This is a genomic window from Massilia sp. BKSP1R2A-1, assembly GCF_050586525.1.
Lineage (GTDB): Bacteria > Pseudomonadota > Gammaproteobacteria > Burkholderiales > Burkholderiaceae_D > Telluria.
The window spans coordinates 223,374-237,986 of sequence record NZ_JBOBRE010000003.1; the positions used below are offsets into that span (position 1 = coordinate 223,374).

The window sequence follows — 14,613 nt, forward strand, 5'->3', positions numbered from 1 at the left end:
ACCGGCGACGTGCTACCACCCCGCTCAGTGCGTCGGCGCGCCCGCCGTCCGGCCATTCTGGCCGGCGGCCTGCTGGGCGCCCTGGCGCGTCTCCATCTGGCCACGCTGCGCATCACCGTCGCCGCGGGCGTCCCCGTTGCCGCGCGCGAAGGGATCGGTGGCGTTGCGCAACGCTTCCTGCTGGGTGCGGATGTTTCGCTCGGTTTCCTCGGCGGCGGTGCGGGCCACTTCATCGACCAGGGCGCGCGCCGTGCGCGTGGTGTTCTGCACGTGCTGCTCGGTCACGCGCGCCAGCTCGACCTGGGCGCCGGCGGCCAGGCGCGAGATGTGCTGCTGGTAGGCGCGCAGCTTCTCGGTGGCGGGCTGGGCGCGGCTCGACGCCGCCGTGAAGATCTCGGTCTGGCGGTCTGCGCTCAGGACTTGCTGGCTGGCCAGCGTGCTTTCTTCCAGCATGGTCTGGACCAGCTGGATGTTCAGGTCGCAGATTTGTTGGAAGGAACGGAACATCGATTTCGACATGTCGTTGAGGAAGGCGGTCTGCGCGTCCATGTGGGTGCGCACGGCCGGACTCACGGATTGCGGAAAGGGATACATCGTCGACCTCATCGTGTAATGGCTTCGAATGGGCACGCCACGGCCGGACGGCTGAGCCGTCGTCCGCAGCACGAAGCTAGAAGGCTAAAGGGACGATGCGGCGCGCGTTTGACCTGCACCAAACGTGCGCCGGTGCTCAATCCTGCGGAAGCGGCGCCGGCAGTGCCGCTCCGCAATCCTTGCAGAAGCGCGCCCCGGGGTCGTGGCCGCCGCTGCCGCATTCCTCGCAGGCGCGCACGGGCCGGGTGCCATGGCGCCGGTCGACCCGGCGCGCCGTCATCTCGGCCGTGACGATCCCGGTCGGCACCGCCAGGATGCCCCAGCCGAGCAGCATCATGAAGGAGGCGATCGCCTTGCCCAGGGGCGAGTGCGGGGTGATGTCGCCGTAGCCGACCGTGGTCATGGTCACGATCGCCCAATACATTGCGACAGGAATGCTGGTGTAACCGTGTTCCGGCCCTTCGACCACGTACATGACCGTTCCGAGTATCAGCACCGCCATCAGCACCACCGACAGGAAGACCATGATCTTGCGGCGGCTTGCGGCAAGGGCCTCCCCCAGCCGGGTGTACTCTTCGATATACAGGGTCAGCTTGAAAATGCGGAAGACCCGCAGCAGGCGCAGGATGCGGATGTCGAGCAGGGCTTCGCTTCCGGGCACCAGCAGCGACACGTAGGTGGGCATCACCGACAGCAGGTCGATCACGCCATAGAAGCTGAGCGCGTAGCGCAAGGGATGGCGCACCGTGAGCAGCCGCGCCGCGTATTCGACGGTGAACAGGACCGTGAAAAACCATTCGAGCCCGTACAGAACGCCGGCATGGGCACTGCCGATCGACGGCACGCTGTCAAGGATGACCACCAGGATGCTCAGCAGGATCGCGGCCACCAGGGCAATGTCGAAGGCGCGGCCTGCCGGCGTATCGATGCCGAAGATGACCTCGTGTACGCGCGCGCGCCAGCCACCCTCCGGTCCGGCGCACTCGACTGGATGGAACGCGTCGCGCGGCCCCCGTGCCCGCTTCATCGCGCCGGCGGCCCCTTCAGCTCGACGGTGTTGCCCTCCGGGTCGAGCAGGTAGATCGACGGGCCCTCGCCTTCGGCCCCATAGCGCGATTCGACCGGGCCCGCCTCCACGCCGTGCAGGGTGAAGTGGCGCCGGATCGCGGCTTCGTCGAAGGGCTCCACGCGCAGGCACAGGTGGTCGAGGTTGCGCCCTTCGGCGCCGGGCGCCGCGCCGCCTGCGCGGCCCAGCTTGCCGTCGACCGGCACCATGTCGATCAGGGCCATGCCCGCGCGCAGCTGGTACAGGCCGATTTCTTCCTGGCGCCGCTCGACCGGGCAGCCGAGCACCCCGCCGTAGAAGGCGATCATGGCGTCGATGTCTTTCACGCGCAGGACGATGTGGTCGAGTCCCCGCACGGGAATGGCGAAATCATTTGGCATGCTGCCCTACCCAGGCGGCAAAGGTGTCGACGAAGGTCTGGAAGAAGGCGCGGCTGGAATCGTCGACCAGGCGCTCGCCCTCGTACTTGGACGCGACGTTGCCGACATAGGCCTCCGGGGCCGGCATGCAGGGCATGTTCAGGAAGGGCAGCATCTGGCGCAGGTGGTGGTTGGCGCCGAAGCCGCCCAGCGCGCCCGGCGAGACGCTGACGATGGCGCAGGGCTTGTCGGCAAATGCCGCCTTGCCATAGGGACGGGAGCCGACGTCGATCGCGTTCTTGAGCGCGCCCGGCACCGAGCGGTTGTATTCGGGCGTGCAGAACAGGATGCCGTCGGCCTGCCGGATGCGCTCGCGGAAGGCCGTGAAGGCGGCGGGAGGGTTGTCGGTCTCGTCGTCCTGGTTGTAGAGCGGCAGGTCGCGGATCTCGACGATCTCCATCTTCAGGCTGGCGGGCGCCAGCCCGATCATCGATTGCGCCACCTTGCGGGTGAACGAATCCTTGCGCAGGCTGCCGACAATGACGGCAATGTTCTTAGTGCTCATCGGTTTCCTTTTCCTCGCGGGTCTTCATCGAGCCCTGATGGTAACCATTTTCACACGATTGCGCTGGCACGCCCGCGGCCGCTGGCGCCGCCATCCGTGCGCGCGTCCCGTCGTCGAGCAAGGCCCGGAGGGCTGCGAGCTCGGGTACGGCATCGGTGTGCCCGCGCCCATAGTCGAGGTTGAAGCCGTAGTCGAAGCCGGGGACGTTGAGGCCCTGGTTGTGCTGCATGATGGTCTCGCACTTGTCCATGGCCTTCACCGCGCGCGCTTCCGGCGTCGCGGCCGCGACGTACTCTTCCCAGAGCGCGCCGATGCGCCCCGCCAGCGCCGGGTCCAGGCCTTCGAGCAACTGCCGCAGGCCCTCGCGCTCGGCCTCCTCCTTGTCGTCGCCCGCATGCTGCAGGACCGCCGGCACGTCGCCGACCACGGCTTCCGCCAGGTCGTGGATCACGCACAGCGACAGGACCTTCTTCATGTCGAGGTCTGTGAACCTGTCCTCGAAGACCAGGGCCATGAGGCACAAGCGCCAGCTGTGCTCGGCCGTGCTCTCGGGCCTGCCGGTCGAGCTGTGGCCGCTCCTGAGCGTGTACTTGAGGGCTTCGGCGGCCTGGAGGAATCGCAGGCGTCCCGCCAGCTGTGCATCCATGTTTCGCACCATCGTGGGAGTGTTGGGCCGACAAGTCTACCGCGATGGAGGCTGCCCGGGCAAAGCAGTATTTCGCGCAGCCACGCCAGAGAGTCCCGCTAGATCCGCAGGCGCCTGCGCTCTTCCACGAAGCGTTTTACGGCAGCCTTCTTCATGACGACCACCGGATCGCCGTGCCAGGCATAGAGATAGGGTTGCCCGCCCTGCCGGTCGGTCAGCTTGGCCGACAGCAGGAAGCAGGTGCCGACCGGATAGCGCGCCAAGTCGCTCAGGGCGCGGGAACAGTGCACGCGCAGCGAGGTCGCATAGGCCTGGCCCGACACCGGCCGGATGAGCACCCGGCCGCTGCGCGGATCGATGGCGGACTCCACCGCGACGTCCCGGTAGGCCCAGCTCTCGCGCGCCATCCGCTCAGCCCTTCGCGGCCGCCAGCGCGGCAGGACGCGCGACCGGCTGTTCGCGGATCGGCAGGTTGACCAGGGCGGCTCCGATCGCCAGCAGGATGTCGGCGTACCACATCCAGGTGTAGTCGCCGAAGCGGACGAACGACAGCCCGCCCAGCCAGGCGCCGAAGAAGCCGCCGATCTGGTGCGACAGCAGGGTCATGCCGAACAGGGTGGCCAGGTAGCGCATGCCGAACAGCTTGCCGACCAGGCCGGCGGTCGGCGGCACCGTGGCCAGCCAGGTGAAGCCGAGCATGCCGGCGAAGAGATAAAAGGTCAGCGCGGTCTTGGGCGCCAGCAGGTAGAGCACGATGATCACGGCGCGGCTGCCGTAGATGACGGCAAGCAGCGACTTCATGCGGTAGCGGTTGGCGAGCGCGCCGGCCGCCAGGCTGCCGGCGATATTGAAGAGGCCGATCAGCGCCAGCGCCGTGGCCGACACACCGGCGCTCAGGCCGCACAGGGCGACTTCCTGCGGCAGGTGGGTGACGAGGAAGGCGATGTGAAAACCGCAGGTGAAGAAGCCCAGGTGCAGGCACAGGTAGCTGCGGTCGCGCATGGCCTGGCGCAGCTGTTCGGTCAGCGTCATGCCGGGCGGCGCCGGCACTGCCGGCGCGGCGCCCGCGGCCGGCGTCGCGGCGACGCTCGGCGCCGATGCGGCGGTCGCCACGGGCGGTGGCGACCGCCTGCCGCGCATGCCCAGCGCCAGCGGAATGGTGAGCAAGGTGGTCGCGGCCATGGTCAGCATGGCGATCACCCAGCCGGCGCTGGCGATGATGGCCTGCATCAGCGGCGCGAACACGAACTGGCCGAAGGAGCCGCCGGCATTGATGAAACCGGAAGCGAAGGCGCGCCGCTCGGCGGGCAGGCGCTGGGCCGTGGCGCCGATCAGGATCGAGAAGCTGCCCGCCCCGGCCCCGGCGGCCGACAGGATGCCCATGCTGAGCAGCAGGCCCCACTCGGAGCTCATGAAGGGCGTGGCGGCGGTGCCGAGCGCCAGCATGATGCCGCCGATGACGATGACCCGCGCCGGGCCGTACTTGTCGGCGATGGCCCCGAACACGGGCTGCGAAGCGCCCCACATGAGCTGGGCGACGGCCATGGCGAAGCTGATGGTGGCCACGCCCAGGCCGGTGGAGGTGTTGATGGGCGACAGGAACAGCCCCGTCGTCAGGCGCGCGCCCATCGTGATCATCAGAATGGCGCTGGCGGCCAGGATCAGCATCCAGGCCGCGCGCGGCGTCATGGCGGGCTGGGTGGGTGTGCTTGTCATGTGCGCCTCCTCGTCGGCCGGGCGGAATGCCCATCCGGCGAATTATAGTGCATATACACGCACATGCCAGAACGTCATTAGCCGAGCTCGGGCGTCTTGACCAGCAGCGACACCGCTTCCGCCGCCATGCCTTCTTCCCGTCCCAGGAAGCCGAGCTTCTCGTTGGTCTTGGCCTTGATGTTGACCTGCTGCGGCGACACGCCCAGGTCTTCGGCGATGCGCGAGACCATCTGCGGGATGTGCGGCGCCATCTTCGGCTGCTGGGCAATGATGGTCGCGTCCACGTTGCCGATCAGGTAGCCGGCCGCGTGCACGCGGTGGGCCACTTCGCGCAGCAGGGTGCGCGAGTCGGCGCCGGCGAACATGGGGTCGGTGTCCGGGAAATGCTTGCCGATGTCGCCCAGGGCGGCCGCGCCCAGCAGCGAATCGATGATCGCGTGCAGCAGCACGTCGGCGTCGGAGTGGCCGAGCAGGCCGAGGCGGTGCGGGATGGTCACGCCGCCGACGATGAGCTTGCGCCCTTCGACCAGCGCGTGGCAGTCGTAGCCGGTACCGATGCGGAACGGCGGGGTGGGATTCCAGGAAGCTTGTGCCATGATTATTCAGTTGGTTCAGGTTGATGGGCGGCCAGGTACATTTCGGCAATCCGGATGTCGGCGGGCAGCGTGACTTTGAGATTGCGCGGATGTCCTTCCACCAATTTAGGGGCCAGTCCCAGCGCTTCAACCGCGCTGGCGTCGTCGGTGATCGCGGTCGGGTCCGTGGCCGCATCCAGCGCGCGCACCAGCAGCCCGTAGCGGAACATCTGCGGCGTCTGCGCCAGCCACAGGCCGTCGCGCGAGACGGTGGCAACTTCGCCGGCAACGTTGCGCTTGACGGTGTCGACCACGGGCAATGCCAGCAGGCCGCCGGCGGGATGCTCACCCGTTTCGACGATCAGGCGCTCGATGAGTTCCGCATCCAGCCCTGGACGGGCGGCATCGTGCACCAGCATCCAGTCGTCCAGCGCGACGCTGCCGTGCAGGGCCTGCAAACCGTTGCGGATGGATTCCATGCGGGTCGCGCCGCCGCAGCCCAGCACGGTCACGCCCTGCTCCGGCACGATCGAATCGATGACGGGGTCGTCCGCGCTGACCACCACATAGGTATGGGCGATGAGCGGGCTCGAGAGGAAAGCGTCGAGCGTGTGGCGCAACATCGGCTTGCCCAGGATGGGCAGGTATTGCTTGGGGCTGCCCGCCGCCATGCGCGCGCCGACGCCGGCGGCCGGAATCAGTGCGAAATAGCGAGGGCGGGAAGCAGGGACTGCGGGGTCGTTCATTGCCGGGTTGTTCAAGATGCCTTGGATCGTCGTGGTGGTCGAAGCAACAACTGTACCTCACCGCCGCAAACCTTGCCGAGACGGGCGTATTCCTGCGGCGAATCGATTGCGGCCTGCAGGGCTTCGACCTTCGCCATTTCGTTCTTAATATAGGGCATCCAGCCGCGGTCGACTTCGTGCTGGAGCAGGGCCTGCGCCTGGCCGGCGCGCGCGTAGAGCGGCTTGCCCTCGAAGCGCTGGGCCAGGGCCACGCGCACCTTGGCCTCGACCTTGGGCAGGTAGTCCAGGTAGGTGTTCAGGTGGCGCATCTCGTGCGCCAGCACTTCCTCGTAGGCGCAGGAGCCGGGACGGAACTCGCGGCTGACGTACACCACGATGGGCGGATAGGTCAGCCTGACTTCGATGTGCGGCGCGATGCATTCGTAGCCGCTGGCCGGATCGGACAGCAGGCGCCCGCCGACATTGATGCTCACGCGCGATTCGGTGCGGGTCAGTCCGAGCACGTATTGCCCGGGCCGCGCCCTGCCCTTCAACACGGTCAGCGAACGGTAGCCGACGCTGTTATCGATGCGAAAGCCGTTCTGCACACCGGTCAGCACGGACAGGGTCTCGCCGATGCTGTCCTCGCAACGCGCCTGGAAGGCACTGCGCGGCTGCGCCGAAGCCGCCAGCGCCCAACTCAGGAGGACGAGCGCCAGCAGGGTTTTCATGTCTTATGCAGGGTTCCAGGCCCCGGACAGGATCTTCTCGAGCCAGAACGTACCGATGATCGTCTTCACGTCGGTGATCTCGCCGCGTTTCACCATCTCGAGCAGCTCGGGCACAGTGGCCGTGAAGGTCTCGAGGAACTCGCCCTGGTCGAGCTTCTGCTCGCCGGCCGTCAGGTCTTCGGCCAGGAAGAGTTCGAGATGCTCGTCCGAATACGCGATGGCGTTGTGGATGGTGCAGACGAAGCGCCACTTGGCCGCCGTGTAGCCGGTCTCCTCTTCCAGCTCGCGCTTGGCACAGGCCAGGTGTTCCTCGCCCGGGTCGATCTTCCCGGCCGGGAATTCGATGAAGACCTGGGAATTCGGATAGCGGAACTGGCGCTCCAGCAGCACGCGGCCATCGGGCAGCAGCGGCAGGATGACGACGGCGCCCGGGTGGCGGATGAATTCGCGGTGGGAGGTGGAACCGTCCGGCAGGCGGACCTTGTCGCGTTCTACTTTGAGGAATGGGCCGTCGTAGGCGACGCCCCCGTCGATGCGGGTTTCAGTCAGATCGATCGTCAATGCAAGCTCCGTTGCGGGTTTCGTAGGGTGGTCGGCTCCGCCGACCGCGCGTTCAAACCCGGCGTGCAGGCACGGAACAGCGTCAGTTGACCGCGCGACGTTTACGGAGATAGCGGAAAACGAATCCCGGAAACGCCAGCACCAGGAACAGGCAGCCGGTGACCGCGTAGAACTCCCAGTTCTGCGCGAACACGCCGCCGATCCGGGATTCCAGCGCACGCGCCAGGAAGCCGACGACAAAGTATAAAACAATTAACTCTAACAGGCGCAGCGGAAAGGACTTCGTGCGCACGGAGGGAGGAACTTCGCCGCCACCGGCGCTGCGGGTCTTCAGTGGTACAAGACCGAACACGCGCTCGGTGAGGAAAGGCAGGTTGGCGGCCGCGAGTGCAATCGCGACCACCAGCCAGGAGGCCAGGGAGGAATCCAAGGCGTCCGCTTACTTCGCGAGGGTTGCCTGCATGGTGCTGTAGCACACCGCCAGCAGCCAGCCCGGGACGATACCCAGCACGACCACGGCCAGGCCGTTGAGCGACATCACGATGCGCATGTCGGCCGGGGTGTCGATCGCTGCGGTATCCGCGGCTTCGTCGAACCAGATGGTCTTGACGATGCGCAGGTAGTAGAAGGCGCCGACCAGCGAGAACAGCACGGCGACGACGGCCAGCCACACCATGCCCGCGTTGGCGACGGCCTGCAGGACCGCCCACTTGGCCATGAAGCCCACCATCGGCGGCACGCCGGCCAGCGAGAACATCAGGATGGTCATGACGATCGCGAACCACGGCGAACGCTTGCCCAGGCCCTTGAAGTCGGCGATGGTCTCGGCTTCGTGGCCGGCGCGCGCCAGCATCATGATCAGGCCGAAGCTGCCGACCGTGGTCAGGACGTAGGTGATGGTGTAGTACATGGCGGCGCTGTACGACGAGGCTGCATCGCTGTTGTCGCCGTTGACCACGCCGGTCATCATGCCCAGCACCACGAAGCCCATCTGGGCGATGGTCGAGTAGGCCAGCATGCGCTTGATGTTGGTCTGCGCGATCGCGGTGATGTTACCCACGGCCAGCGACAGCACGGCCAGCACCAGCAGCATCTGCTGCCAGTCGAAGGCCATGGCCGGCAGTGCTTCCACCAGCAGGCGGATCACCATGGCGAAGGTCGCCAGCTTCGGTGCGCCGCCCAGCAGCAGGGTGACGGCGGTCGGGGCGCCCTGCACCACGTCCGGAACCCACATGTGGAACGGGACCACGCCCAGCTTGAAGGCCAGGCCGGCGACGACGAACACCAGGCCGAACACCAGGATGGTCGAATTCGCGCCTGCAGCCGAGCTCGCAGCCTGGATGGCGTCGATGTTCAGGGCGCCGGTGGCGCCGTAGATCATCGACATGCCGTACAGCAGGAAGCCCGAGGACAGCGCGCCCAGGATGAAGTACTTCATCGCGGCTTCGGTCGAGATCGCGTGGTCGCGGCGCATCGCCACCAGGGCGTACAGCGACAGCGACATCAGTTCCACGCCCAGGTAGAGCGTGAGCATGCTGTTGCCCGAGATCATGATCATCTGGCCCAGCATCGAGAACAGCGCGAGCACGTAGAACTCGCCGCCCAGGTTACCGGACATCATGGCGCGGTCGCCCGCATATTGGCGCGAATACACCAGGGTCATGGCGGTGGCCACGTAGGTCACCAGCTTGAGCAGGTTGGACATCGGGTCCGCCACGTACATACCGCTGAAGGTATAGACGGTGGCGCCGCTGTTCATGTCGGCGAAGGTGAGCACGCCGCAGCCGAAGATGGCCAGCAGGGTCAGCACATACGTCAGGTTGCGCTTGCCCTCCTTCAGGAACATGTCGATCAGCAGGATCGCGGAGGCCGCGATCAGCAGGAAGATTTCGGCATAGACCGGCGCCAGATTGGTGTCGGCCGCTGCTAACAGAGTAGAGTTCATTTCATTCATGGCTTATTTAAGGCACTTTGCTGACTGCGACGTGTTGCAGGAGATCGGTGACCGAGACCTGCAGGGTATCGCCGATCGGCGCCGGGTACAGGCCCATCCACAGGGTGGCGATCGCCAGCACGCCCAGGATGGCGAATTCGCGGCCGTTCAGGTCGGTCAGTTCGGCGACGTGCTTGTGCACCACCGGGCCGAACACGACGCGCTTGACCATCCACAGCGAGTAGGCGGCGCCCAGGATCAGGGCGGTGCCCGACAGCAGGCCGGTCCAGAAGTTGAATTCGACGGCGCCCAGGATGACCATGAATTCGCCGATGAAGCCGGAGGTGGCCGGCAGGCCGGCGTTGGCCATCGAGAACAGCACGGCGAAGGCGGCGAACTTCGGCATCGTGTTCACGACGCCGCCGTAGTCGGCGATTTCACGCGAGTGGACGCGGTCGTACAGCACGCCGATGCACAGGAACATCGCGCCCGACACGAAGCCGTGCGAGATCGACTGCATCAGGCCGCCCTGCACGCCCAGGTCGTTGAACATGAAGAAGCCCAGGGTGACGAAGCCCATGTGGGCGATCGACGAGTAAGCGACCAGTTTCTTCATGTCCTTCTGGACCAGGGCGACGAGGCCGATGTAGATCACGGCGACCAGCGACAGCACGATCACGACCGGGGCCAGGTACTGCGAGGCGTCCGGGGCGATCGGCAGCGAGAATCGCAGGAAGCCATAGGCGCCCAGCTTCAGCATGATCGCGGCCAGCACGACGGAACCGCCGGTCGGCGCTTCCACGTGGGCGTCCGGCAGCCAGGTGTGCACCGGCCACATCGGGACCTTCACGGCGAAGGCCATGAAGAAGGCGATGAAGATCAGGATCTGCTCGTTCATCGTCAGCGGCAGCTTGTGCCATGCCAGGATGTCGAAGGAACCCGACTGGTTGTACAGGTAGATGATCGCGACCAGGGTCAGCAGCGAGCCGAAGAAGGTGTACAGGAAGAACTTGAATGCTGCGTACACGCGATTCGGGCCGCCGAACACGCCGATGATGATGTACATCGGGATCAGCGTGGCTTCGAAGAAGAAGTAGAACAGCAGGCCGTCCAGCGAGGCGAACACGCCGATCATCAGGCCCGACAGGATCAGGAAGGAACCCATGTACTGGCCGACACGCTCTTCGATCACCTGCCAGGCTGCCAGCACCACGATGATGGTGATGAAGGCGGTCAGCGGCACGAACCACAGCGACAGGCCGTCGACGCCCAGCTTGTAGAACACATTGAAGCGTTCGATCCAGCTGGCCGACTCATAGAACTGCATGCCGTGGGCGGCATTGTCGAAGTTCATGATCAGCGGCAGGGTCGGCAGGAAGCTGACCACCGCGCCCACCAGCGACAGCAGGCGGGTGAAGCCGGCGTTCTTGTCGCGGCCGACGGCCAGGACGATCAGGCCGAAGACGATCGGGAGCCAGATCGACAGGCTCAGGTAAGGAGGAAATGTAGAAATTGACTGCATCATTTTTCGCTTTTCTTATCGAACCCGATTAACCGCGCCAGAACGGGAAGAACCACAGCAGGGTCGCCAGCACGCCGACGATCATCACGAATGCGTAGTGATAGATGTAGCCCGTCTGGAAGGTACGGGTGATCGTCGAGAACCAGCCGACCAGCTTGGCCGAACCGTTGACCAGCAGACCGTCGATCAGGCCGCGGTCGCCCACTTTCCACAGGCCGCCACCGATGGCGCGTGCGCCGCCGGCGAACACGACATCGTTGAACTTGTCCATGTAGTACTTGTTGTCCAGCAGGGTGTGCAGCGGCTTGAACTTGGCATAGAACCAGGCCGGCACGCGCGGGTTGACCATGTAGCAGTAGTAAGCCGCGACAACGCCTGCCAGTGCCAGCCAGAACGGTGCGGTCTGCAGGCCGTGGATGGCCATCGCGCCGGCGCCGTGGAACATCTCGTTCAGTTCGGCCATGGCCGGGTGGCTCGGGTTGACGGTGATGACGCCCTTGAAGAAGTCGCCATGCAGCATCGGGCCGATCGCCAGGTAGCCGATGATGACCGACGGGATCGCCAGCAGGATCAGCGGCAGGGTCACGACCAGCGGCGATTCGTGCGGCTTGTCGCCCGGCTGCAGACCATGGTGGTGGTGGTCATCGTGGTGGTCGTCTTCCTCATGGTGCGCATCCGAATCGTGGCCTTCGCTGTGCTTGGCCGGATGGTTCCAGCGCGATTCGCCATGGAACACCAGGAAGTACATGCGGAAGGAGTAGAAGGCCGTGATGAACACGCCTGCCAGCACCGCGAAGTTGGCGAAGCCAGCGCCCGGGATCGTGGTTGCGTGCACCGCTTCGATGATCGAATCCTTCGAGTAGAAGCCGGAGAAGAACGGGGTACCGATCAGGGCCAGCGAGCCCAGCAGCGAAGTGATCCAGGTGATCGGCATGTACTTGCGCAGACCGCCCATGTTGCGCATGTCCTGGTCGTGGTGCATGCCGATGATGACCGAACCGGCGCCGAGGAACAGCAGGGCCTTGAAGAAGGCGTGGGTCATCAGGTGGAACACGGCGACCGAGTAGGCCGAGGCGCCCAGCGCCACGGTCATGTAGCCCAGCTGCGACAGGGTCGAGTAAGCGACCACGCGCTTGATGTCGTTCTGGATGATGCCCAGGAAACCCATGAACAGCGCGGTGATCGAGCCGATCACGATCATGAAGGACAGAGCGCCGTCCGACAGCTCGAACAGTGGCGACATGCGCGACACCATGAAGATGCCGGCGGTAACCATGGTTGCCGCGTGGATCAGCGCCGAGATCGGGGTCGGGCCTTCCATCGAGTCCGGCAGCCAGACGTGCAGCGGGAACTGCGCCGATTTACCCATCGCGCCGATGAACAGGCAGATGCAGGCTGCCGTCAAGAGAGGCCAGCCGATGCCGGGCACGGTCATCTGCGACAGCTTGTCGGCTTGCGCGAAGACGTCGGTGTACTGCATCGAGCCCGACGCGGCCAGCAGCAGGCCGATACCGAGGATGAAGCCGAAGTCACCCACGCGGTTGACCAGGAAGGCCTTCATGTTCGCGAAGATCGCGGTCGGACGGGTGTACCAGAAGCCGATCAGCAGATACGAGACCAGGCCCACCGCTTCCCAGCCGAAGAACAGCTGCAGGAAGTTGTTGGACATGACCAGCATCAGCATCGCGAAGGTGAACAGCGAGATGTACGAGAAGAAGCGGTTGTAGCCTTCGTCCTCGGCCATGTAGCCGATCGTGTAGATGTGGACCATCAGGGAGACCGAGGTCACCACGCACATCATCATTGCCGACAGCGTGTCGATCTGGAAGCCGACGGCCAGCTTGAGCGTGCCGACGGTCATCCAGGTATAGATGTCTTCATTGAAAGTGGCGCCGTCCAGCACCGCCATCAGGGTCTGGACCGAGATGATCAGCGCGATCAGCACGCCCAGGATGGTCGCCGTATGCGACACCTTGCGGCCGACCACATTGCCGAAGAACTTGGTGCCGAGCAGGCCGGCGATCGCCGAGCCCGCCAGCGGCGCCAGAGGCACCGCCAGTAACATTGAGGAAGAGAGTTGCCCCGCCATGTTGAACCTTAATCGTTATTGTTTATCAAGCCGAGACCATCAGCCCTTGAGGCTGTCGAGGTCTTCCACATTGATCGTGTCCAGATTGCGGAACAGGACCACCAGGATCGCCAGGCCGATCGCCGATTCGGCGGCCGCGACGGTCAGAATGAAGAACACGAAGATCTGCCCCGCCGCGTCTCCCAGGTAATGCGAGAACGCGACGAAGTTCAGGTTCACCGCCAGCAGCATCAGTTCGACAGCCATCAGCAGGATGATGATGTTCTTCCGGTTCAGGAAGATCCCGATCACCGAGATCGCGAACAGGATCGCGCCCAGGATCAGGTAGTGTGCGAGCGACAAAGTCATGGTGCCTCCTTCGGTGCAGCAGCGGCAGCTTCCGCAGCAGCTTTCTGGGCGGCTGCTTCGTCGATCGCGCGCTGGTTGACCGCATCCATCTTGACGATGCGCAGGCGGTCGTTACGCTTGACGCGGACGGCGAGGCCCGGGTCGATTGCTTTGGTGTCCTTGCGCTTGCGCAGGGTCAGGGCGACTGCGGCGATGATCGCCACCAGCAGGATCACGGCCGCGATCTCGAAGCCGTAGATGTACTTGGTGTAGATCAGCAGGCCCAGTTCCTTGGTGCCGCCGATGTTCAGCGCGGCGGCCTCGGCCGACAGGTCGGTCTGGCTGTACGAACGGTACAGCACGGCGGCCATCTCGAGCACGATCAGGGCGCCGACGCCCGACGCGACCGGCAGGTAACCCCAGAAGCCTTCGCGCATGCGGTCGATATTAATGTCGAGCATCATGACGACGAAGAGGAACAGCACCATCACGGCGCCGACGTAGACCAGCACCAGCACGATGGCCAGGAACTCGGCCTTCAGCAGCAGCCAGATACCGGCCACGTTGAAGAAGGCCAGCACCAGGAACAGCGCGGCGTGGACCGGGTTCTTGGTGGTGATGACGCGCAGACTCGCCAGCACCGTGATGGCGGCGAACGCGTAGAACAGGAAAGTAGTGAATTCCATGACTTTTTTTCAGCCTCTTCTTATCGGTACTTCGCGTCCGCTTCGCGAGCGGCAGCGATGTCGGCTTCGTAGCGGTCGCCCACGGCGAGCAGCATCTCTTTGGTGTAGTAGAGATCGCCGCGTTTTTCGCCGTGGTATTCCAGCACGTGGGTTTCCACGATCGAGTCGACCGGGCAGGACTCTTCGCAGAAGCCGCAGAAGATGCACTTGGTCAGGTCGATGTCGTAGCGCGTGGTGCGGCGGGTGCCGTCTTCGCGCTGCGCCGATTCGATCGTGATCGCCATTGCCGGGCACACGGCTTCGCACAGCTTGCAGGCGATGCAGCGCTCTTCCCCGTTGGGGTAGCGACGCAGGGCGTGCAGGCCGCGGAAGCGGTTCGACATCGGCGTCTTCTCTTCCGGGTACTGGACCGTGATCTTGCGCGACAGCGCGTACTTGCCGGTCAGGGCCAGGCCCTTGAAGAGTTCGGACAGCATCAGGCTGCCGACGATTTCTTTAATCCGATTCATGTTGGTTTT

Annotated in this window: 18 protein-coding genes; all 18 read right to left on the bottom strand. The window is 65.0% G+C overall.

The annotated features are described in order from the left end of the window. Positions 1 to 24 precede the first annotated feature (24 nt). Positions 25 to 594 (bottom strand): phasin family protein, encoded by a 570-nt coding sequence (locus ACQ7JA_RS06585; protein ID WP_430895772.1) that lies wholly within the window; start codon positions 592 to 594, stop codon positions 25 to 27. Between the two features lie 136 nt (positions 595 to 730). Then, positions 731 to 1,621 carry an ion transporter gene (locus tag ACQ7JA_RS06590; RefSeq protein ID WP_430895774.1) on the bottom strand — a complete coding sequence of 297 codons (891 nt, stop codon included), beginning with the start codon at positions 1,619 to 1,621 and terminating at the stop codon, positions 731 to 733. Then, a complete protein-coding gene (locus ACQ7JA_RS06595) occupies positions 1,618 to 2,040 on the bottom strand; it encodes a VOC family protein (RefSeq protein ID WP_430895776.1) in 423 nt (140 codons plus the stop codon). The genes ACQ7JA_RS06590 and ACQ7JA_RS06595 overlap by 4 nt, the downstream gene beginning before the upstream one ends. Then, a complete protein-coding gene (locus ACQ7JA_RS06600; RefSeq protein ID WP_430895778.1) occupies positions 2,030 to 2,584 on the bottom strand; it encodes an NADPH-dependent FMN reductase in 555 nt (184 codons plus the stop codon). Before ACQ7JA_RS06600 ends, ACQ7JA_RS06595 begins: the two co-directional genes overlap by 11 nt. Next, complete coding sequence (locus ACQ7JA_RS06605; RefSeq protein ID WP_430895780.1) at positions 2,574 to 3,242, bottom strand: HD domain-containing protein; 669 nt, start codon at positions 3,240 to 3,242, stop codon at positions 2,574 to 2,576. The genes ACQ7JA_RS06600 and ACQ7JA_RS06605 overlap by 11 nt, the downstream gene beginning before the upstream one ends. Positions 3,243 to 3,328: 86 nt before the next feature. Further along, complete coding sequence (locus ACQ7JA_RS06610) at positions 3,329 to 3,601, bottom strand: hypothetical protein (RefSeq protein WP_430895782.1); 273 nt, start codon at positions 3,599 to 3,601, stop codon at positions 3,329 to 3,331. Between the two features lie 40 nt (positions 3,602 to 3,641). Continuing rightward, positions 3,642 to 4,946, bottom strand: coding sequence for an MFS transporter (locus ACQ7JA_RS06615; protein ID WP_430895784.1), 1,305 nt, complete (start codon positions 4,944 to 4,946; stop codon positions 3,642 to 3,644). A 77-nt stretch (positions 4,947 to 5,023) separates the two neighbouring features. Continuing rightward, complete coding sequence (gene ispF / locus ACQ7JA_RS06620; RefSeq protein ID WP_430895786.1) at positions 5,024 to 5,542, bottom strand: 2-C-methyl-D-erythritol 2,4-cyclodiphosphate synthase; 519 nt, start codon at positions 5,540 to 5,542, stop codon at positions 5,024 to 5,026. A 2-nt stretch (positions 5,543 to 5,544) separates the two neighbouring features. Then, a complete protein-coding gene (gene ispD, locus ACQ7JA_RS06625; RefSeq protein ID WP_430895788.1) occupies positions 5,545 to 6,267 on the bottom strand; it encodes a 2-C-methyl-D-erythritol 4-phosphate cytidylyltransferase in 723 nt (240 codons plus the stop codon). A gap of 11 nt (positions 6,268 to 6,278) precedes the next feature. Next, positions 6,279 to 6,977: a hypothetical protein gene (locus tag ACQ7JA_RS06630; RefSeq protein WP_430895790.1), complete on the bottom strand. Its 699-nt coding sequence runs from the start codon at positions 6,975 to 6,977 to the stop codon at positions 6,279 to 6,281. 3 nt (positions 6,978 to 6,980) lie between these two features. Further along, positions 6,981 to 7,538 carry an NUDIX domain-containing protein gene (locus tag ACQ7JA_RS06635; RefSeq protein WP_430895792.1) on the bottom strand — a complete coding sequence of 186 codons (558 nt, stop codon included), beginning with the start codon at positions 7,536 to 7,538 and terminating at the stop codon, positions 6,981 to 6,983. Positions 7,539 to 7,620: 82 nt separating this feature from the next. After that, the gene (locus ACQ7JA_RS06640; RefSeq protein ID WP_430895794.1) at positions 7,621 to 7,968 is read right to left on the bottom strand and encodes a DUF2818 family protein; all 348 of its coding nucleotides are present in this window, start codon (positions 7,966 to 7,968) and stop codon (positions 7,621 to 7,623) included. A gap of 9 nt (positions 7,969 to 7,977) precedes the next feature. Continuing rightward, the gene (gene nuoN / locus ACQ7JA_RS06645) at positions 7,978 to 9,483 is read right to left on the bottom strand and encodes an NADH-quinone oxidoreductase subunit NuoN (RefSeq protein WP_430895796.1); all 1,506 of its coding nucleotides are present in this window, start codon (positions 9,481 to 9,483) and stop codon (positions 7,978 to 7,980) included. Positions 9,484 to 9,499: 16 nt separating this feature from the next. Beyond that, complete coding sequence (locus tag ACQ7JA_RS06650; RefSeq protein WP_430895797.1) at positions 9,500 to 10,996, bottom strand: NADH-quinone oxidoreductase subunit M; 1,497 nt, start codon at positions 10,994 to 10,996, stop codon at positions 9,500 to 9,502. 25 nt (positions 10,997 to 11,021) lie between these two features. Then, positions 11,022 to 13,082, bottom strand: coding sequence for an NADH-quinone oxidoreductase subunit L (gene nuoL / locus ACQ7JA_RS06655; protein WP_430895798.1), 2,061 nt, complete (start codon positions 13,080 to 13,082; stop codon positions 11,022 to 11,024). Positions 13,083 to 13,121: 39 nt separating this feature from the next. After that, positions 13,122 to 13,430, bottom strand: coding sequence for an NADH-quinone oxidoreductase subunit NuoK (gene nuoK, locus ACQ7JA_RS06660; RefSeq protein ID WP_027863874.1), 309 nt, complete (start codon positions 13,428 to 13,430; stop codon positions 13,122 to 13,124). Next, positions 13,427 to 14,095, bottom strand: a complete 669-nt coding sequence (locus ACQ7JA_RS06665) for an NADH-quinone oxidoreductase subunit J (protein ID WP_430895800.1) — start codon at positions 14,093 to 14,095, stop codon at positions 13,427 to 13,429. The genes nuoK and ACQ7JA_RS06665 overlap by 4 nt, the downstream gene beginning before the upstream one ends. A 20-nt stretch (positions 14,096 to 14,115) precedes the next feature. Further along, positions 14,116 to 14,604 (bottom strand): NADH-quinone oxidoreductase subunit NuoI, encoded by a 489-nt coding sequence (gene nuoI / locus ACQ7JA_RS06670; protein WP_231059987.1) that lies wholly within the window; start codon positions 14,602 to 14,604, stop codon positions 14,116 to 14,118. Between the last annotated feature and the right edge of the window lie 9 nt (positions 14,605 to 14,613).

Coding starts and splice junctions, on each gene's coding strand:
- ispF (WP_430895786.1), bottom strand. CDS start 5,542: ATGGCACAAGCTTCCTGGAATCCCACCCCGCCGTTCCGCATCGGTACC.
- ACQ7JA_RS06665 (WP_430895800.1), bottom strand. CDS start 14,095: ATGGAATTCACTACTTTCCTGTTCTACGCGTTCGCCGCCATCACGGTG.
- ACQ7JA_RS06595 (WP_430895776.1), bottom strand. CDS start 2,040: ATGCCAAATGATTTCGCCATTCCCGTGCGGGGACTCGACCACATCGTC.
- nuoL (WP_430895798.1), bottom strand. CDS start 13,082: ATGGCGGGGCAACTCTCTTCCTCAATGTTACTGGCGGTGCCTCTGGCG.
- ACQ7JA_RS06590 (WP_430895774.1), bottom strand. CDS start 1,621: ATGAAGCGGGCACGGGGGCCGCGCGACGCGTTCCATCCAGTCGAGTGC.
- nuoN (WP_430895796.1), bottom strand. CDS start 9,483: ATGAACTCTACTCTGTTAGCAGCGGCCGACACCAATCTGGCGCCGGTC.
- ACQ7JA_RS06630 (WP_430895790.1), bottom strand. CDS start 6,977: ATGAAAACCCTGCTGGCGCTCGTCCTCCTGAGTTGGGCGCTGGCGGCT.
- ACQ7JA_RS06585 (WP_430895772.1), bottom strand. CDS start 594: ATGTATCCCTTTCCGCAATCCGTGAGTCCGGCCGTGCGCACCCACATG.
- ACQ7JA_RS06615 (WP_430895784.1), bottom strand. CDS start 4,946: ATGACAAGCACACCCACCCAGCCCGCCATGACGCCGCGCGCGGCCTGG.
- ispD (WP_430895788.1), bottom strand. CDS start 6,267: ATGAACGACCCCGCAGTCCCTGCTTCCCGCCCTCGCTATTTCGCACTG.
- ACQ7JA_RS06605 (WP_430895780.1), bottom strand. CDS start 3,242: ATGGTGCGAAACATGGATGCACAGCTGGCGGGACGCCTGCGATTCCTC.
- ACQ7JA_RS06650 (WP_430895797.1), bottom strand. CDS start 10,996: ATGATGCAGTCAATTTCTACATTTCCTCCTTACCTGAGCCTGTCGATC.
- nuoI (WP_231059987.1), bottom strand. CDS start 14,604: ATGAATCGGATTAAAGAAATCGTCGGCAGCCTGATGCTGTCCGAACTC.
- nuoK (WP_027863874.1), bottom strand. CDS start 13,430: ATGACTTTGTCGCTCGCACACTACCTGATCCTGGGCGCGATCCTGTTC.
- ACQ7JA_RS06600 (WP_430895778.1), bottom strand. CDS start 2,584: ATGAGCACTAAGAACATTGCCGTCATTGTCGGCAGCCTGCGCAAGGAT.